This is a genomic window from Sphingomonas sp. ASY06-1R (genome assembly GCF_052180265.1).
Lineage (GTDB): Bacteria > Pseudomonadota > Alphaproteobacteria > Sphingomonadales > Sphingomonadaceae > Sphingomonas_I.
In genome coordinates, this window is record NZ_CP197464.1 from 2155761 (window position 1) to 2175197 (window position 19437).

General features: G+C 65.1%; 14 protein-coding genes. 8 read left to right on the top strand and 6 right to left on the bottom strand.

Annotated elements, in window-relative coordinates; translation table 11 throughout:
• Positions 1-24 precede the first annotated feature (24 nt).
• Positions 25-432: a DUF2147 domain-containing protein gene (locus ACSBM8_RS10495; RefSeq protein ID WP_442677980.1), complete on the bottom strand. Its 408-nt coding sequence runs from the start codon at positions 430-432 to the stop codon at positions 25-27.
• 181 nt (positions 433-613) lie between these two features.
• Here ACSBM8_RS10495 and ACSBM8_RS10500 point away from each other — a divergent pair, with 181 nt between their 5' ends.
• From ACSBM8_RS10500 to ACSBM8_RS10520, 5 genes are all read left to right on the top strand, one after another.
• On the top strand, positions 614-1750 hold the full coding sequence (locus ACSBM8_RS10500; protein ID WP_442677981.1) for a thiolase family protein: 1137 nt from the start codon (positions 614-616) through the stop codon (positions 1748-1750).
• On the top strand, positions 1747-4080 hold the full coding sequence (locus ACSBM8_RS10505; protein WP_442677982.1) for a 3-hydroxyacyl-CoA dehydrogenase/enoyl-CoA hydratase family protein: 2334 nt from the start codon (positions 1747-1749) through the stop codon (positions 4078-4080). The genes ACSBM8_RS10500 and ACSBM8_RS10505 overlap by 4 nt, the downstream gene beginning before the upstream one ends.
• A 126-nt stretch (positions 4081-4206) precedes the next feature.
• Positions 4207-5997: an acyl-CoA dehydrogenase C-terminal domain-containing protein gene (locus ACSBM8_RS10510; RefSeq protein WP_442677983.1), complete on the top strand. Its 1791-nt coding sequence runs from the start codon at positions 4207-4209 to the stop codon at positions 5995-5997.
• A 132-nt stretch (positions 5998-6129) separates the two neighbouring features.
• Positions 6130-7035: an NAD(P)H-dependent flavin oxidoreductase gene (locus tag ACSBM8_RS10515; protein ID WP_442677984.1), complete on the top strand. Its 906-nt coding sequence runs from the start codon at positions 6130-6132 to the stop codon at positions 7033-7035.
• Between the two features lie 130 nt (positions 7036-7165).
• Positions 7166-8029 carry an acyl-CoA thioesterase gene (locus ACSBM8_RS10520; RefSeq protein WP_442677985.1) on the top strand — a complete coding sequence of 288 codons (864 nt, stop codon included), beginning with the start codon at positions 7166-7168 and terminating at the stop codon, positions 8027-8029.
• 4 nt (positions 8030-8033) lie between these two features.
• Here ACSBM8_RS10520 and ACSBM8_RS10525 read toward each other — a convergent pair whose 3' ends face one another.
• The 5 genes from ACSBM8_RS10525 to ACSBM8_RS10545 form a co-directional block, all read right to left on the bottom strand.
• Positions 8034-10073: a TonB-dependent receptor plug domain-containing protein gene (locus ACSBM8_RS10525; RefSeq protein ID WP_442677986.1), complete on the bottom strand. Its 2040-nt coding sequence runs from the start codon at positions 10071-10073 to the stop codon at positions 8034-8036.
• Positions 10074-10163: 90 nt separating this feature from the next.
• Positions 10164-11804, bottom strand: coding sequence for a winged helix-turn-helix domain-containing protein (locus ACSBM8_RS10530; protein WP_442677987.1), 1641 nt, complete (start codon positions 11802-11804; stop codon positions 10164-10166).
• A 129-nt stretch (positions 11805-11933) separates the two neighbouring features.
• Positions 11934-13322 carry a sensor histidine kinase gene (locus tag ACSBM8_RS10535; RefSeq protein ID WP_442681556.1) on the bottom strand — a complete coding sequence of 463 codons (1389 nt, stop codon included), beginning with the start codon at positions 13320-13322 and terminating at the stop codon, positions 11934-11936.
• A gap of 79 nt (positions 13323-13401) precedes the next feature.
• Positions 13402-14064, bottom strand: a complete 663-nt coding sequence (locus ACSBM8_RS10540; protein ID WP_420136454.1) for a response regulator transcription factor — start codon at positions 14062-14064, stop codon at positions 13402-13404.
• A 72-nt stretch (positions 14065-14136) separates the two neighbouring features.
• Positions 14137-14436 (bottom strand): hypothetical protein, encoded by a 300-nt coding sequence (locus ACSBM8_RS10545; protein ID WP_442677988.1) that lies wholly within the window; start codon positions 14434-14436, stop codon positions 14137-14139.
• A gap of 96 nt (positions 14437-14532) precedes the next feature.
• Between ACSBM8_RS10545 and ACSBM8_RS10550 the strand changes: the two genes are divergently transcribed.
• From ACSBM8_RS10550 to ACSBM8_RS10560, 3 genes are all read left to right on the top strand, one after another.
• Positions 14533-16323, top strand: coding sequence for an ABC-F family ATP-binding cassette domain-containing protein (locus ACSBM8_RS10550; RefSeq protein ID WP_442677989.1), 1791 nt, complete (start codon positions 14533-14535; stop codon positions 16321-16323).
• Positions 16324-16394: 71 nt separating this feature from the next.
• Positions 16395-18287: a molecular chaperone HtpG gene (gene htpG, locus ACSBM8_RS10555; protein WP_442677990.1), complete on the top strand. Its 1893-nt coding sequence runs from the start codon at positions 16395-16397 to the stop codon at positions 18285-18287.
• 79 nt (positions 18288-18366) lie between these two features.
• Positions 18367-19260, top strand: a complete 894-nt coding sequence (locus tag ACSBM8_RS10560) for a DUF2167 domain-containing protein (RefSeq protein WP_442677991.1) — start codon at positions 18367-18369, stop codon at positions 19258-19260.
• The last annotated feature ends 177 nt before the right edge of the window (positions 19261-19437 follow it).

Consider the following 19437-nt stretch of genomic DNA (forward strand, 5'->3'; position numbering starts at 1 on the left):
TGATTTTATGTCGTTGCGGCGCACCTAGCGGATGCGCGTCCAGGTTTGCGTCTTGCACAAGGGCCACATGATGCAGCCGCGGACCTTCAGCCGATCGGCATCCACCGGCGTCACGGTTGCCTTGTAGGTCCCGCCGTCCTCGCCATTGTAGATGGTACCGCCGGTCCATTCGCCGTCGCCGCGGGTGAAACCGCGCAGGATCATCAGGCCCATCAGCTTGCGGCCGCGCAGCGCTGCATCCTTATTCTTGCTGTCGAGCAGGTTCGGATCGGCCTTCAGCCCATCGGAGCCGACCAGCGCGCCGCAAATGGAGGGGCCGCATCGCTCAACCTGGACGATGCCGTTGCGGGTCTCGGTCCGCCAACGCCCGACGGCGGCGTCGGGACTTAACGCCACGGGCGCGAGCGCCGCGAGCATGAAAAAGCCAGCCATACCTCTCCTCATCTCTCTCCGCCGCTGCGCTTTTCCGCAGTCGGCCCGCCCCCAGTTGAAGCCGGGTGCGAATCACTTGTGGCTCAAAAATCGCTTGACGTATAGGGAAACTATCGCACCTTTAGAGGCAACACGGCACGCAACGGTAAAAAGACCGTCAAGTCCGTCCGGAGAGTGATAAATGCGCAACGTCGTCATTGCCGGTTACGCCCGGTCCCCCTTCCATCTTGCGACCAAAGGCGATCTGGCCCGCGTTCGCCCCGACGATCTTGCCGCGCAGGTCATTCGCGGCCTGATCGAGCGGACCAAGGTCGACGCCGCGGATATTGAGGACATCATCCTCGGCTGCGCGTTCCCGGAAGGCGAGCAGGGCCTGAACGTCGCGCGGCTGATCGGCCTGCTGGCGGATCTGCCGCTCTCAGTCGGCGGCATGACCGTCAACCGCTTCTGCGGATCGTCGATGAGCGCGATCCATATCGCCATGGGGCAGATCCAGATCGGCGCGGGCGAGGTCTTCGTCTGCGCGGGCGTCGAATCGATGAGCCGCGTGCCGATGATGGGTTACAATCCGCTGCCCAACCCCAGCCTCGCCGCCAAGAGCAGCGCCTATATGGGCATGGGCGACACGGCGGAGAATGTCGCGACGCGCTATCAGCTGACGCGTGGCGAGCAGGAAGCGTTCGCGGTCGAGAGCCAGCAGAAGGCCGCCCAGGCGCGGCAGGGCGGGAAGCTCACCGACGAGATCGTGCCAATCCAGACCAAGACCGGCACCGTCAGCGAAGACGGCACCCTGCGGCCCGAGACCAGCGCAGAGGGCCTGGCCGGCCTCAAGCCGGCCTTCGATGCCAATGGTTCGGTGACCGCCGGCACCTCCTCCCCGCTGACCGATGGTGCCAGCGCGGTTCTGGTGACGAGCGAGGATTATGCCCGTGCGCACGGCCTGGAAATCCTCGCGCGGATCAAATCGGTCGGCATTGCCGGCTGTGCACCGGAAATCATGGGCATTGGGCCCGTCGGCGCCTCCACCAAAGCGCTGGAGCGCGCCGGCATCTCGGTCGGCGACCTGGATGTCGTCGAGCTCAATGAGGCTTTTGCCAGCCAGGCGCTCGCCTGCATGCGTGATCTCGGGCTCAAGCCGGAAACGGTGAATATCGATGGCGGCGCGATCGCGATCGGCCATCCTCTCGGTGCCACCGGGGCCCGTATCGTCGGCAAGGCCGCTGCCCTGCTCAAGCGCGACGGCGGCCATTATGCGCTGGCGACACAATGTATCGGCGGCGGCCAGGGCATCGCCACCGTGCTGGAGGCAGCCGAGTGAGCGACTCCATCCAGAAGGTCTGCGTGATCGGCGCCGGCGTCATGGGCGCGGGCATCGCCGCCCAGGTCGCCAATGCCGGCGTGCCCGTGCTGCTGCTCGACATCGTACCCAAAGGCGATGCGAGCCCTGCCAACCGCAATGCGGTGGCGGAGGGCGCGATCGCGAAGATGCTCAAGACCGATCCCGCGCCCATCATGTCGCCGCGCGCGGCCAAGCTGATCGAAGCCGGCAATATCGAGGACGATCTTGCCAAGGTCGCGACATGCGACTGGATCATCGAGGCGGTGGTCGAGCGGCTCGACATCAAGCATGATCTCTATGCCAAGCTGGAGGCGGTGCGGCGCCCCGGCACCGCCATCTCCTCCAACACGTCCACCATCCCGCTCGATGCCTTGGTCGCGGGGCGGACGGACGCGTTCAAGCGCGACTTCCTGATCACCCACTTCTTCAACCCGCCGCGCTACATGCGGTTGCTGGAGATCGTGACCGGCGGCGCGACCGATCCGGCCATCGCGACCCGGGTCGAGGCATTTGCCGATCGATCGCTGGGCAAGACCATCGTCCATGCCAAGGATACGCCCGGCTTCATCGCCAATCGCATCGGCACCTATTGGATCCAGCTCGGCCTTAACGCCGCCTTCGATCTTGGCCTGACCGTCGAGGAAGCCGACGCGATCGGTGGCCGGCCGATGGGCGTGCCCAAGACCGGCATCTTCGGACTGGTCGATCTGGTCGGCATCGATTTGATGCCGCACCTCCAGAAAAGCCTGACGGAGACTCTGCCGAAGGACGATCCCTATCAGGCGATCGCCCGCAGCCATCCGCTGATCGAGACAATGATCGCCGACGGCTATACCGGCCGCAAGGGCAAGGGTGGCTTCTATCGCGTCAATCGCGAGGCGGGGAAGCGCAAGGAGACGATCGATCTCGTCACCGGCGCATATCGCCTGCCGATCAAGGCCGGCGGCCTGCCCGCCAGTGCCGCCAAGGGTGACCTCAACGCGCTGATCGGCCTCACGGGCAAGATGGGCGATTATGCCTGGGCGGTGCTGGGCGGCACGCTCGCTTATGCCGCCGGCCTCGTTCCGGCGGCAGCCGACAGCATCGTCGCGGTCGATGACGCGATGAAGCTCGGCTATAATTGGAAGTTCGGGCCGTTCGAACTCATCGACAAGATCGGCGCGGCGAAGCTTGCCGCACGTCTCGATGCCGAGGGCAAGCCGGTGCCCGATTTGCTCAGGCTGGCCGGCGATCGCGCCTTCTATCGCGTCGAGAGCGGCAAACGCCAATATCTTGGAATCGATGGCGAATATCATGACATCGTCCGACCCGAAGGCGTGCTGCGGCTGGAGGATATCAAGCTTGCATCGCAGCCGCTGCTGAAGAACAGCTCGGCCGCTTTGTGGGATGTTGGGGACGGCGTCGCCTGCCTTGAGTTCACCGGCAAGATGAACGCGCTCGACGGCGAGGTCATGAAGCTGATCGGCCAGGCGATCCCGCTCGTCCAGAAAAGCTTCAAGGCGTTGGTCGTCTATAATGACGGCAGCAACTTCTCGGCCGGCGCCAATCTCGGCCTCGCTCTGTTCGCACTGAATATCGCGGCCTGGGGCGAGGTCGACAAGCTCGTCGCCGGCGGCCAGAAAGCCTATAAGGCGCTGAAATATGCCCCCTTCCCTGTCGTCGGCGCGCCCGCCGGCATGGCCTTGGGCGGCGGTTGCGAGATCCTGCTCCACTGCGACGCGATCCAGGCGCATGCCGAACTCTATATGGGTCTGGTCGAATGCGGCGTCGGCCTGATCCCGGGCTGGGGTGGCTGCGGCGAAATGCTCCAGCGCTGGCGCGATGCACCGGCGATGCCCAAGGGTCCGATGCCCGCCGTCGCCAAGGTGTTCGAGACGGTCAGCACCGCGACCGTCTCCAAATCGGCGGCGCAGGCCAAGGAGCTCCTGTTCCTGCGCCCCGACGACGCCATCACCATGAACCGCGACCGGTTGTTGAGCGACGCCAAGGCCAGGGCGCTGGCGCTGGTGGCAGGCTATCAGCCGCCTGCCCCGCCCGAATTCAAACTGCCGGGTGAAAGCGGGCATGTCGGTCTCAACATGGCGGCCGAAGGCTTTCGCAAGCGCGGGCTCGCGACCGATTACGATATGGTCGTGTCCGATGCGCTGGCGGGCGTCCTAACCGGCGGCAAGGCCGATCTGGTCGATACGGTCACGGAGGCGGATCTGCTGAAACTGGAGCGCGAGGCGTTCGCTCTGCGGGTACGCGATGTCCGCACGATTGCGCGGGTCGAGCATATGCTGGAAACCGGAAAGCCATTGCGGAACTGACATGCCTTGGCACGTCACCCTGAACTTGTTTCAGGGTCCATCGTGCCACAGGCGCGGCAGTGCGGATTGATAGATGGATGCTGAAACAAGTTCAGCATGACGATGGATTGGTAAGAGGCCCTAAACATGCAGGTCTATGAAGCCCCCTTGCGCGATATGAAATTCGTGCTGCACGAGCTCCACCAGGACGACGGTTTCGGCGGCCTCGCCGCGCTCGACGAATTCACGCCCGATCTCGTCGATGCCATCCTCGAAGAGGCCGCGCGCCTGGCGCGCGATGTCCTGCTGCCGCTCAACCGCAACGGCGATGAGGAAGGCTGCGTGCTGGAAAATGGGGTCGTCCGCACGCCTAAGGGCTTCAAGGAAGCCTATGACCAGTTCCGCGACGGCGGTTGGTGCGGTCTCGTCTCCGACCCTAAGTGGGGCGGCCAGGGTCTGCCCGAGGCGGTCAACAAGCTGACCGAGGAGATGATCAGCGCCACCAACCTGTCGTTCGGCCTCTATCCGGGCCTGACCCACGGCGCCACGACCGCGATCGAGGGCTACGCCCCGGAAGAGCTGCAGCAGCGCTATATTCCCAAGCTGGTCGAGGGTATCTGGTCAGGAACGATGTGCCTGACGGAGGCGCATTGCGGCACCGATCTCGGCCTGTTGCGCACCCGGGCGGTGCCGCAGCCGGATGGCAGCTACAAGGTCACCGGCTCGAAAATCTTCATCTCGGCCGGCGAGCATGACCTGACCGAGAATATCATCCACCTCGTCCTAGCCCGCCTGCCGGACGCACCGGCCGGCGTGAAGGGCATCAGCCTGTTCCTGATACCCAAATATCTGCCCAAGGAGGACGGCAGTGTCGGCCCCTCCAACGGCGTTTCCTGCGGTGCGATCGAGCATAAGATGGGGCTTAAGGCCTCCGCCACCTGCCAGATGAACTTTGACGAAGCGACGGGATGGATCGTCGGCCGGCCCAACAAGGGCATGGAAGCGATGTTCACGATGATGAACACCGAACGCGTGTCCGTGGGCGTGCAGGGCCTCGGCGTCGGCGAAGCCGCCTATCAGGCCGCCGTCTATTACGCCAAGGATCGCGTTCAGGGCCGCGCCTTGTCGGGGGCAAAGCATCCGGAAAAGGCCGCCGATCCGATCATCGTGCACCCCGACGTACGCCGCATGCTGATGACGATGCGCGCCTATAACGAAGGCTGCCGGGCCGTCTGCGGCTGGGTCAGCCGCGCGCTCGATGCGGAGAAGCATTCGACCGATCCCGAAGTGAAGCAACGCGCCACCGATTTCGTCGCGCTGATGACGCCGGTGGTGAAGGCCTTGTTCACCGATCTGGGCTTCGAATCCGCCAATCTGGCGGTGCAGGTCTATGGTGGGCATGGCTACATTCGCGAAAGCGGCGTCGAGCAATATGTTCGCGATGCCCGTATCGCGATGATCTACGAGGGCACCAACGGCATTCAGGCGCTCGATCTGGTCGGGCGCAAGCTGGGTGCGCATATGGGCCGCTATCTGCGATCCTTCTTCCATCCCGTGTCCACCTTCCTGGAAGACAATGCCGAGGACGAGGCGCTGGCGGGGATCATGCCCGGCCTCGCGCAGGCCTTCGGGGCGCTCCAGCTCTCGACCGGCACGATCGCGCAGAAGGGCCTGAAGGATCCGGAGGAAGCCGGTGCGGCGGCCAATGATTATCTGCGTCTGCTCGGGCTGGTGGCGATGGGCTACACGTTCGCCCGCGCGATGAAGATCGCCCAGGCCAAGGTGGCGGCCGGCGATGGCGAAGCCGATTTCTACAAGGCCAAGATCGCAACCGCGACCTTCTTCTTCGATCGCATCCTGCCCCAGGCAACTGCCTGCTTCCTGGCGATCAAGGCCGGCAAGGCTTCGATGATGGCGCTGCCCGAAGACGCGTTTTAAAGCGATGAAACTTGTCCAACCTCCGTTCGTGCTGAGCGAAGTCGAAGCACGTCGCGCTGCGCCCTTCGACTTCGCTCAGGGCGAACGGAGGACCGGATTGAGAAGGCGCATCTTGAGCGTCGGTAATAGGCGATGACCATCCCCGCATCGCTCGCCGGACGCCTCGCCATCCCGGCGATCGTGGCACCGATGTTCCTGATCTCAGGCCCCGATCTGGTGGTGGAATGCTGCCGCGCCGGTCTGCTCGGCACCTTCCCCGCGCTCAACCAGCGCACGACCGAGGGCTTCATCGCCTGGCTCGACGCGATCGAGGCGCGCCTGGACGCGGCCAGCGCACCTTATGGCGTCAACCTGATCGTCCATCGCACCAACAGCCGCCTGCAACAGGATCTGGCAGTGGTGGTGGAACGCAAGGTGCCGGTGGTCATCACCTCCCTCGGTGCGGTGAAGGATGTGGTCGATGCGGTCCACAGCTATGGCGGGCTCGTCTTTCACGACGTGATCAGCGCGCGCCATGGCGAGAAGGCGGTGAAGGCCGGCGTCGATGGGCTGATCGCGGTCGCGGCCGGTGCCGGCGGCCATGCCGGTACGATCAATCCGTTCGCGCTGCTGGATGAGATCAGGAGCTTTTTCGACGGCGCGCTGGTACTCAGCGGGTCGCTCAGCCGCGGTCGCCATGTCGCCGCGGCCGAACTGATGGGCGCGGATTACGGCTATTTCGGCAGCCTCTTCATCGCCGCGGCGGAAAGCATGGCCTCGCCCGAGCAGAAGGCGATGATGATCGACGCGCGTTCGGCCGATATCATCCATACCGACAAGGTCACTGGCATCGCCGCCAATTTCATGAAGGCGAGCCTTGCCGCCAACGGCCTGCTCGACGCCCCCGGCCATGTCGGCGCGCTCGACCTGGAAGGCGAGGCGCGGGCCTGGAAGACGATCTGGTCCGCCGGCCACGGTGTCGGCGCGGTCCGCGACGTGCGGCCCGCGCGCGCGATCTGCGACGCGCTGATCGCCGATTATCGGGAAGTGACGGTGTAATGCAGCCTGCATCACCCCGCTCGTCCCGAGTAGCCATCGAGCTTGTCGAGATGGCATATCGAGGGAATATGTCTCGATACGGGTTCTCGACAGGCTCGAACCCTACTCGACACGAACGGGTAGGATGTCGATGACCGACGCCCAATCCCCAGTCACCGCCCTTACCACCCTGCTCGACGTCGAAACGCGCGACACCGATCTCTTTCGCGGATCGCGCTATCCCGCCGGCAAGGGTCGCGTGTTCGGCGGCCAGGTGATCGGGCAGGCGCTGATGGCCGCGACGCGCGCGGTGCAGGCGGATCAGCGTGCCCATTCACTCCATGCCTATTTCATGCGCCCGGGCGACGAAGCCGTCCCGATCGATTACCGCGTGGTGCGCGATTATGATGGCAGCAGCTTCAGCACGCGCCGCATCGTGGCCACGCAGAACGACACGCCGATCCTGACCATGACTGCCTCCTTCCAGCGCGTCGAAGCAGGTTTGGCGCATGGGGTGCCGCTGCCCGACGTGCCGCCGCCCGAAACGCTGGCCGTCGGCGACAAGAATGGTGGAGGATCGCCGATCATGGCGCATTTCCTCAAGCGGTTCGCAGCCTTTGAATTCCGCCCCGTCCCGCCGTTCGGCGACCCCGCGCCCCCGTCCCAGCCGGGGCTCAGCCATTTATGGTTTCGCCTTGCCGCACCCGCGCCGTCGGATCCCGCGCTGTGCAGTGCCATGCTCGCCTATCTCAGCGATTTCGGCCTGCTGACGACCGCGGTCCTGCCGCACGGAATCCCCCTGTTCAGCGGCCGCGTACAGGCCGCCAGTCTGGATCACGCGCTATGGCTCCATGACGTACCCGCGCTCGACCAATGGCATGTGTTCACGATGGAAAGCCCATGGGCGGGCGGCGGCCGCGGCCTGACCCGGGGCACCTTCCATGCGATCGACGGCCACCACGTCGCCAGCGTGGCCCAGGAAGGGCTGATCCGACCGGTCACGCCGCGCGTCTGATTCCTTAGAAAGATCGGCGAACCCGAAAGGACAGGGCCGGCCCAAGGCTGAGCCGGCGGTCGTCGCGATAGGTGGGCCGCCCCGCGCCGCGCAGCCCGTCATAGGCATCGATGACGCGTCGATAGCGTCGGCTCAGCAGGTCGCTTGCCTCGACGCGGAAGGACAGGTTGGCGGTGGGATTATAATCCGCGAACAGCTTCAACAAGCTACTGGCACGATTGCGATCCTCTTCGTTGAACAGGAAGGTCCGGGTCGACCAGCCGGCATCCAGGCTGACGCCCCAGGCCGCCTTCATGACCGGCAGATCCTGACGGAAGTCGACGGTGAACTCATACGGCTTCTGGTTGGAAATCTGGCGCAGCGTGTCGGTTGTCGGATCGGTCACCCGCGCCCGGCGCAACCTGCCGTGCAGCTTCAATTCGGCGTTGCGCACCCCGATCGCCTTGAGCGGGATGGTCGCGTCCGCAATGATATCGTCCTCGCGCCCTTTGCCGATATTGCCGGGCGCATCGAAGATCGCCGCGCTGTCGGCGGAAACGATCGGGACCCGATCGATCGCATCGCGCAGCCAGCTGTGGCGGTAGGTCAGCACCAGCGCGGCACCTCCGTTGCGCCATTCGTAACTGGCTTCGGCGACCCAGGCATTATTCGGACGGATGCCCGCATTTCCCGAAGAGACCAGGCCCTTGTCCAGCGTCGCGGCGGCCACGAAATTGGCAAAATCCAGCTGCCCCACCTCGCGCTCGATCCGAACGCGCACCTGCTGCCGCCGTGTCGGCGACAGACGCAGGCGCAGGCGCGGTTTTGGATAACGATAGGAACGTTGCTGCACGCCATCGGCGCGCGCGCGGATGCGCGACACTTCCAGACGGCCGCCCGCCTCGATCTGCATCTTGCCGTTTGGCACCCAGATTGCCTCGGCCCCGATCTCGCCGCGCGTCTCGGTCACGCGCGCCTCGGCGTCGGGCAAGGGCAGCGGCATATCGTTGAACGCCAGCGCACTGTGCGTGTTCAAGACATTATAGGCACCTTCCGCGCTGACGGTCGCAGAAAGGCGCTCGCTCGCTTTATAGCGCAACTGGGTCCGCATAAGCGCTTCGCCGGTGCGATCGCGTTCCGCAAAGGCGATCGCGACACCGGGTGCAGCCGACAAGGAGGCGTAGCTCTTACGCCCCATCCGCAGCAGCATGGTCGTCTCGCTCTCCACGCCAGGGCCGAAGCCGCGGCTGAAATGCGCACCGACCTCGCCCCCCGCCTGCCCGCCCCCCAGGCCGCCGAGATTTTCGTCGAGCCGCGTTAGCACCAGTGCCGGGCCGAATGCGCGGTCGATTTGATGATCGCGATAATCGGTCCAGGTGGCCGTGCCGTTCAGGCGCAATTGCCCATGCCACAGCGGCACCTCCGCCGCGCCTTGCGCATAGCCGGTGGTCCCACCCGCCGCGGCCGCAACATCGGCGCGTTCGATCACGCGCCCGGTGCGGTCGTACCGCACGCGCCGGCCGTCGCCCTTGTTGAGCTCGACATAGCGCGACAGCGATGCGCTCATCGACAGGCTGCGCCCCGATCCGAAACTATGCGATCGCTCTATCGTCACGCCCGGGGCAATCCTTCCGTCGGCATAGATGGCATTCGATGCGGTGATGGCTGCCGAGGAGGATGCCGCAGCCCGCCGGACGACGTTGGCGATCAACGGCTGCCCGAGCATGTCCACGCCGGGCGCCGTGCCGCGGATCAGTTCGATCCGCTCGACCTGGGACGCGGGTATGCGATCGAGCAATTGATCGAGCGTGAAATTCTTGTCGGCCGCGCGCTTGCCGTCGATCACGACGTTCCCGGCCGCTTCCGCCATCCCGCGCAGGGTCGCGTCCCCGGGCTGGAAGGTGAAACCGGGCACGCGCTTCACCATGTCGAGCGCGCTATTGGGCCGGAATAAGGCGAAGTAGCGCGCGGGGAAACTCAGGGTCGCCGCATCCGCCGCCGCGGCGGACGTAAGCGGCACCTGCATCATGGCAAAAGCGCCCACCGTCCATATCATCGTCCTCATTGCAGGCTCCGACCGTTCAAGACGATCCGGCGCTAGCGAGCGAGGCTTGGCAGCGTCCCGAAGGCCGCCCGATGTTTTCCTGATGTTGGCCTAAGGGCGCTTGTGCGCGGGCTGCTCGATCGCCGCGAGCCGATGGAACGCCGCGGCCGCATATTGCTGTTGCTCGCCGCCCAGGCACCAGGCCGACGTCATCGTCGTGGCGAAACGACCCCAGTCGAGGCCGGGCCATTCCAGCTTGGTTTCCCGCGAAACCCGCAGGGCGTCAGCGTCACGCCCCTGTTGCGCCAGTGCCGCCGCCAGCGTCACCCCCGACCAGGTCATCCGCACGATCGCGCGCGAACCGCCCGCGGCTTTTGCCGCCGCCGCAGTGTCGCCGCGCGCAAGGTGGAGATCGGCCAGATGCGACAGCAGCACCCACCGCACGGGATTGTCCGGAGCGAGTGTCGCAAGCGCCGCGTCCAGCCGCGCAACGGCAGACCCGCTACCAACGGTGCATTGGCTTTGCACGAACGGCAGATCGTACCGCGCCACCGGATGATCCGGCTGGATCGCGATCACATGCTGCAAGGCGGCGTTGGCGCCTGCGCGGTCGCCGATCAGCCGATAATAGGTCGCAAGCTCATACAGCACGCCCACATCATAAGGTGCGATGGCCTTGGCCAATTCGGCATGGCCGGCAGCCTCGCGCCGCAATGAGGCCGTATCCGCACCCGGCGTGAACAAGGCGCGATAGGCAAGCGCGCTCGCCAGCGACGCATGGGCGGGTGCATAATTGGGGTCGAGCGCCAGAGCGCGCCGTTGCGGCCACAGCGAATCCGCACCATGCGGACGCAGGAAGACTTCGTCGCTCCCGGGAACCCATGTCGCCAGCAGCGTCAGTTGCCACGGCTTGAGCGATTCCAGCGGGAGGCGTCGGATCGCCGTCTTGGCCGCAACCAGCAGGCGGTTATTGATTTCGGCCGACATCGCGCCGACCAGTTCGTCCTGCCCGGCCCGTCCCAGCGGGGCGGGACGGTCGTAAATGCCGGCCCACACATTCTCGCCGCCTTGTCCCAATATCTCGACGGTGACCCGGATGGAGCCGCTGACCCGCTGCACCGTTCCGCGGAGTCGATAGCTGAAATCGCGCGGCGTCGACGCTGGATTGCCTTTGGCGACATGCAACAGGCTGGCGCGCGACAGGGCGACGGCCACCTGATCCGATATCGTGCGCGCGCCCACGCGCTGGTCGGCGCTCAGCGGATCGAACGGGACGACGGTCACCGCGATGCCGTCCGGCACCGGATCGGCCGACCCAGACTCGCGGAGGAGGTACACCCCGACCAGCAACGTCAGGGCCAATGCAGCGACCGCCACAGCTATCCACGACCGTTTCCACCGGCGACGCGCGACCGGAGCGCTTGGCTCGGGCTCGACCGACACCGGTGCGATCAGGCGGTAACCGCGCTTGGATATGGTCTCGATGAAACGGGCAGGCGCGGGCGTATCCCCAAAGACTTTCCGAAGCTGCGAAATTGCCCGCGTCAGGCTTTCGTCGGCCCCATAAGCGTGGCCCCAGACCGCATCGATGATCCCTTCACGCGCCATGACCTCGCCCGGATGCGCGGCGAGCAGGCACAGGACATCCATGATCTTCGGTTCGAGCGGGGTTTCGCCTGCCGCGGACTGGACGACATTGCGGCGGGGATCGATCCGAAAATCGCCGATCGTGAAGCGCGCTGCGGGGCTCACGCCGGAAACGGCGTGCGAGCGCAGACGATTGTCGCGATGCCGCTGGCCCCCATGCTGCCCCCTCCGTCAAACCCCGCGGTCGATATGACCATGTTGGGCCCGCAATGGGAAGCGTTCGTGCGCGCCCGGCTATTTCGCGGTGGGCAGCCGCAACCGGACGAGCAGGCCGCCCAGATCCTCGCTCTCCTCCAGCGCCACCGTACCGCCGTAAATCTCGGCGACGTCACGCACGATCGCAAGGCCGAGGCCCGTGCCAGGCTTGCCCGTGTCGAGACGCGCGCCGCGCTCGAAAATGGCATCGCGCTGCGCCTCGGGAATGCCCGGCCCGTCATCCTCGATCAGCAACTCGGCGAAGTCCGGTCCGCGTTCGACGGTGACGAACACCCGACCGCCCCCATATTTCGCGGCATTTTCGATGAGATTTCCGAGCAGTTCGTCCAGATCCTGCCGCTCCACGTGAACCCGCGTCGTCCGATCGCCGGCGATGTCGACCGTGACGTGCGGGTAGAGCCGGCTGACCGCGCGCTCGACCGAATCGAGGCTCGGCCATAGCGGCGCGACGCTCTGCCCAGCCGCGCGCCGTCCGACGGCACGGGCGCGGGCAAGGTGGTGATCCACCTGGCGGCGCATCGTCGTCGCCTCCCGGATCACCGCCCGGCACAGGTCCGGACTGTTGGCGCTCGCCTCGTTCATGATCACGGTCAGCGGCGTCTTCAGCGCATGGGCCAGATTGCCGGCATGGGTGCGCGCCTCTTCCGCCTGCTTCTCATTATGCGCCAGCAGATCGTTCAATTCCTGTACCATCGGCGCGATTTCAATCGGCAGGCGGGAATCGATGCGCGCCGCGCGCCCGGCCCTGACCGCCGCGATCTGACGCCGCACCTTGCGCAGCGGCCACAGGCCGAACGTCGCTTGCAACGTGGACATGATGATCAGGCCCAGGCCGAGAATGGCGAAGGACCTGACGAGCGTCTTGCGCAGGATGGCGATCTGGGCATCCAGTCCGCCACGATCCTGCGCGACCTGAAAGCGCCAGGTGACCGGCGAGCCCGGCAGCCGCACGTCCCGCTCCATCACGCGGAGCGATTCGTCCTTCCCGAACTCGTCGCTGTCATAAATGTGGTTGCTCTCGTCACGATGGGCGATGGCGACTTGCAAGCGCCGATCCCACAAGGATCGCGATCCGAAGGGTTCGTGCCCCGTTGCCGACACCTGCCAATAAAGCCCGGAATTCGGTTCCAGAAAGCGCTGGTCGCCGAGCGGGCGGATGAAGCGGATTTCACCATCCTCATCCAGTTCGGCCGATGCGATCATCGCCGAAAGCACATATTGCAGCTGCGAATCGAAGTTCCGCGTGACCGCATTGTCGAGCACGCGATCCAGCGCCAGGCCGCCGCCTGCCAGCAGCAGGCCGATCCACAACGCCGCAATGCCCAGCATGCGCCGCGTCAGCGATCCGGTCGTCTGCGCCGTGGTGCGTGGGGGCTCGCCCGCTACTCCGCCAATCCGCAAGGGCATGCCGAAGATGATGCGGGTCCAGTTTACGGGAAACTCGGTCCATCGCACGAGGGCCGGCTTGATGCCGGCAAGGCGCATGTCAGGCCGGCTCTTCGAGGCTGTACCCCAAGCCGCGGATCGTGGTGATCACATCGGGGCCCAGCTTCTTACGAATTCTCGTAACGAACACTTCGATCGTATTGGAATCACGATCGAAATCCTGATCGTAGATATGCTCGATCAGCTCGGTGCGGCTGACCACCTTGCCCTTGTGGTGCATCAGGTAGCTGAGCAATTTATATTCCTGGGCGGTCAGCTTGACCGGGTCGCCATCCTTGGTGACCTTGCCGGAACGCGTGTCCAGGCGGATATCGCCGGCCAGCAATTCGGACGAGCTGTTGCCCGACGCGCGCCGGATCAGCGCCCGCAGCCGGGCAATCAGTTCCTCGGTCTGGAACGGCTTGGCGAGATAATCGTCCGCGCCCGCGTCGAGCCCGGCCACCTTGTCCGACCAGCTGTCCCGCGCGGTCAGCACCAGTACCGGCATGTCCTTGCCTTCCTTGCGCCAACGATCGAGCACGGTCAGCCCGTCAATCTCCGGCAAGCCGAGGTCGAGGACAACAGCGTCGTAATTTTCGGTCGAGCCCAGATAATGGCCGTCTTCACCGTCGGTAGCGAGGTCGATGGCATAGCCTGCCCCCTCCAGGGTCGCCCGCAGCTGGCGTCCCAGATTGGGCTCGTCCTCAACAATCAGCACGCGCATTCGATTCTCCATGGACGGTCACGGTCAGCGACATAACCGCTCCGTAACGAATAAGTCGCGAATTGGCGCCGCTCAATCGCCGGAGCGACCGACAATCTGTCCATTATGGCCGTCGACATCGACATAGATCACCGATCGACCCCGCATGAACTTCAGCCGGTAAACGCCTGAACTGGGGTCGAAATCGGGACCCAGATAATCGCATCCCGGCATGCGGGGGACGATGCGGCTTTCGATTTCGTGAAGCGGCATGATCTGGCCGGCCTTGCGCGCGGCAAAGGCCTGATCCTGATCGCGGACTCGTCGCGCGCCGTCGGCGGGAAGGAATGCGATGCCGGCGATACTGGCCACGATAACGATCTTCATCAGCATGGAATGTTGCATGGGCGCCATCGCTTGAATAGGCAGTGAATGTCGCGAGCGTTCAGATCGTTCCGATCGCGCTCCCCTCTTCCTCAGATTTGGTCCATGGCAGCACCTGTCCTCGCTTATGAAGATCTCGGCCTCGTTCAGGGCGCGGGTTGGCTGTTCCGCCATATCGATCTGCATCTGCAGCCGCGCGATCGGCTGGCGCTGATCGGCCGCAACGGCGCGGGCAAGACCACCCTGCTCCGCCTGCTTGCCGGCGCGATCGATCCCGACGAAGGGCGCCGCACGATCGTGCCGGGCACCAAGGTGGTGCTGCTGGAACAGGACCCGCAAGTGGCGGGCCATCCGACCTTGCGCGACTGGGCGCTGCACGGCACCGACGCGCCCGAACCTTATGCGGTCGAGGCGATCGCCGATCAGCTCGGGATCGATCTCACCCGCGAAGCCGCGACTGCATCCGGCGGCGAGCGGCGGCGTGCGGCGATTGCGCGCGCGCTGGCACAGGATCCCGACGTCCTGTTCCTCGACGAGCCGACCAACCATCTGGATCTGGCCGCGATCGACTGGCTGGAGGAATGGCTGAGCCGCTTTCGCGGCGCCTTCGTCGTCATCAGCCACGATCGCACCTTCCTGACCCGGCTGACGCGCAGCACCCTGTGGCTCGACCGCGGTTCGATGCGCCGCGCCGAGATCGGCTTCGGCGGCTTCGAGGCCTGGACCGAGCAGGTGTATGAGGAAGAGGCGCGCAACGCCCAGCGGCTGGAAGCGAAGCTCAAGATCGAGGAGCATTGGCTGCTGCGCGGCGTCACCGCCCGGCGTGCCCGCAACGAAGGTCGCAAGGCCAAGCTGATGGAGATGCGCGCCCAACGCGCCTCCATGATCGCCCCGCAAGGCGCCGCCAAGCTCGTCACCGCCAGCAACGACACGCGCACCAAGGTCGTCATCGACGCCGAGCACGTCACCAAGCGCTTCGGCGACCGCGACATCATTCGCGACTTCAGCTTCCGCGTGACGCGCGGCGACCGCATCGGCGTGGTCGGCTCGAACGGCGCCGGCAAGACGACATTGCTCAAATTGCTGACCGGGGAGATCCAACCCGACGAGGGGAAGGTCAAGCTCGCCAAAACGCTCGACGGCGTGATCATCGATCAGCAGCGCAAGCTGATGGAGCCCGACAAGCGCGTGCGCGATATCCTCGCCGACGGCGGCGACTGGATCGACGTGCTCGGCGTGCGCAAGCATATTGCCGGCTATCTCAAGGAGTTCCTGTTCGATCCTAACATGGTGGATGCACGGGTCGGTACGCTCTCCGGCGGCGAGCGCTCGCGCCTGCTCCTGGCCCGCGAATTCGCCCGCCCCTCAAATCTGCTGGTGCTGGACGAGCCCACCAACGATCTCGATCTGGAAACGCTGGACCTGCTGCAGGAGGTCATCTCGGACTATGACGGGACCGTCCTGATCGTCAGCCACGACCGCGATTTTCTGGATCGCACGGTGACCGTCACACTGGGCCTCGATGGCTCGGGCAATGTCGACATCGTCGCCGGTGGCTATGCGGATTGGGTCAAGCAGCGCGGGCCGCGACCGGAACTTCGGGGCGGGTCCGCCGCCGCAAAGTCCGTCACACCGCCGCCGGCCGCCCCCAAGCCCCGGGCCAAGCTGACCTATAAGGATCAGCGCGATCTGGAGCTGCTGCCCAAACAGATCGAAACCTACGAGGCCGCGATTGCGCGGGACGAGGCGGCCCTGGCCGATCCGGATCTGTATGCGCGCGATCCCAAGCGGTTCGACACGCTGATGAAAGCGATCGACAAAGCGCGGGCGGATCGGGATGCCGCCGAGCTGCGGTGGCTGGAACTTGCGGAGATGGCGGAAAATCTGGCGGGCTGACGGCAAACTTGAAAGCCGCCCGCCCCGCGTCCATCTGCGCGGGAGCCAATTGCGGAGACCCTGATCCTGCCATGACCACCGAGACCGCCCCGGAAACCCGCTCGTTCGAAGCCGATGTCGCCAAACTGCTGCATCTCATGGTCCACTCGGTCTATTCCGATAAGGACGTCTTCCTTCGCGAGCTGATCTCCAACGCCGCGGATGCCTGCGAAAAGCTGCGCTATGAAGGGTTGAGCAATCCCGCGTTGCTGGGGGAGGATGGCCAACCGCGCATCGCCGTGACGCTCGATGCCGACAATCGCCAGCTCATCATCGACGACAACGGCATTGGCATGAGCGAGGCCGAAATGGCCGAGGCGCTGGGCACGATCGCGCGGTCGGGTACGAAGGCGTTCATGGAAAAGATCGCCGGCGCGAAGGAGGCCGAGGGCAGTCAGCTCATCGGCCAGTTTGGCGTCGGCTTCTATTCCGCCTTCATGGTGGCGGACCATGTGGACGTGACGTCCCGTCGCGCGGGTGCCGATAGCGCCGCAACCTGGTCGTCCGACGGCCTCGGCACCTATACGATCGCCCCGGCCGATCTGGCGGATGCACCGGCCCGCGGCACGCGCGTCCGGCTGCATCTGAAGGAAGAGGCCACCGCCTATACGCAACGCGCCATGGTCGAGCGCACGATCAAGGCGCAATCCGGGCATGTCCCAGTTCCGATCTTCCTGAAGGAAACGCCTGACGCCGAGCCGAGCCAGATCGCCGATGGCGCGGCCTTGTGGACGAAGCCGAAGGCGGATGTGACCGCCGAGGAATATCAGGATTTCTATCGCGGCGTTGCCGGACAGTTCGACGATCCCGCTTTCACGCTCCACTATCGCGCCGAAGGCCTCCACGAATATACCGTACTCGCCTTCGTGCCCGAAACGCGCCCCTTCGACCTGTTCGATCCGGATCGCGCGGGCCGGATGAAGCTTTACGTACGTCGCGTCTTCATCACCGACGAGGCGCAACTTCTGCCGCGTTATATGCGCTTCGTGCGCGGGCTGGTCGATTCGAACGATCTGCCGCTCAACGTCTCGCGCGAGATGATCCAGGAGAGTCCGGTGCTCGCCGCCATCCAGAAGGGCGTGGCGAACCGCATTCTCTCCGAGCTCGACAAGCTCTCCTCCAGCGATACCGATCGCTACCTGAAGATCTGGGATAATTTCGGCGCGGTCCTGAAGGAGGGATTGTACGAGGATTTCACGCGCCGGGACGCGCTCCTCGGCCTCGCCCGCTTCAAGACCACGACGTCAGCCGGGAATTGGCGCTCGCTCAAGGACTATGTCGCCTCGCTCCGCGACAACCAGACCGCGATTTATTATGCGACCGGCCCCGATTTGGATCGCCTCGCTTCCTCACCCCAGCTCGAAGGCTTCCGCGCGCGTGGTATCGAGGTGCTGCTGCTGACCGATCAGGTCGACAGCTTCTGGGTCACCGGCGGGGTGGATTATGACGGCAAGCCGTTCAAGTCGGTCACACAGGGCCTGTCGGATCTCAGCCTCGTGCCCCTGCTCGAAGGCGAGGAGTCCGCGCCGGCCGCATCCGACGCGGTCAATGGCTTCGTGGAATTCGTCAAGGCCACGCTTGGCGATGCGGTGTCGGACGTGCGCACATCCGAACGGTTGACCGAAAGCGCGGTCTGTCTTGTGGCGCCGGATCATGGCATGGATCGCCAGCTGGAAAAGCTGTTGGCCGGCGCAGGCCGTCTCGATGCGGGCGCGAAGCCGGTGCTGGAGATCAACCCGCGCCACGCGCTGATCGCGAAACTGGCGGAGGCGGACGACGGAGACGCGGCCCTGCGTGAGGATGCGGCCCACCTGCTGTTCGACGAGGCCCGCATTGCCGACGGCGAGCTTCCGGTCGATCCGCGGGCCTTCTCCGCGCGGCTGACGCGCCTGCTCGATCGCGGGCTGCGCTCGGCCGTGGGATAGCCACCGGATAGCCCCCCCTTTTCTGGTTTGCGCTGCCCCGCAAGCGATGGCAGTCTGAGGACCACAAGGGGGGACTTTCATGAAATTGGCGTCTGCGGCCGTGCTGGCCGCGTTCTTCACGTCCGTGGCCGGTGCGCAAACGCCAACCGGCGCGCCGTCGTCGGCCGAAGAGATGCTGCAGCAGGTCAATGCACTGCATTGGGTGCATGGGCCGGCCACCGTACCGATCGGCGACCAGGCCACGATCCGCCTCCCCAAGGGCCTGCGCTACCTTAGCCCCGACGACACGAAGACATTTCTGACGCTGAACGGCAACCCTCCCGACGACAATGAGTATACGATCGCGCCAGAGTCGATCAGCTGGTTCTCGATCCTCGAATTCCAGCCGATGGGCTATGTCAGCGACAAGGATAAGGTCGATCCCGACGCGCTGTTCAAGCAGATCAAGGCTGACGAAGGCCCCAGTAACGAGCAGCGCAAGGCGATCGGCGAAAGTGGCCTCTATGTCGATCGCTGGCTCTCCCCGCCCCATTATGAAACGGCGTCGCACAACCTGGAGTGGGGCACGGTGATGCACACCGACAGCGGCGATCAGATCATCAATTATACCAGCCGGATTCTCGGCCGCGAGGGGGTGATGAAGGCGATCCTCGTGTCCGACCCCAAGGCCTTCCCCGCCGATCTTTCGCAATATCGGGTAGCGCTCGCGGGGTTCGGCTATCTCCCCGACAAACGGTATGAAGCGCACAAATCGGGCGACAAGCTGGCGGAATATGGCCTGGGCGCGCTGGTGGCCGGCGGTGCCGCGGCGGCGGTCGCCAAGACCGGCCTGTTCGCGGGCCTCCTCAAGCTCCTGCTGGCGTTCATCAAGCCGTTGCTGGTGGGCGTAGTCGCACTCGGCGCTGCCTTGCGTTCGAAGTTGACCGGGCTGTTCCGGCGCCGTGCCGACGGTCCGCAAGACCCTTCCGCATGACGCTCGCCGATCTTGCCATCATGCTGGTCTGTGCCGCGGTCGGCTATGGCATCGTGCGCAACGTAATCGGCGCTTCCAAGCGCCGCGGTGAGTGAAGCCGCGCTTTTTCGGTGCGCCTGACGCGGTTGTTCGGGCGCGGAATAGAATAAATTAAGCGCAACCCTCTCTGACAGTTAC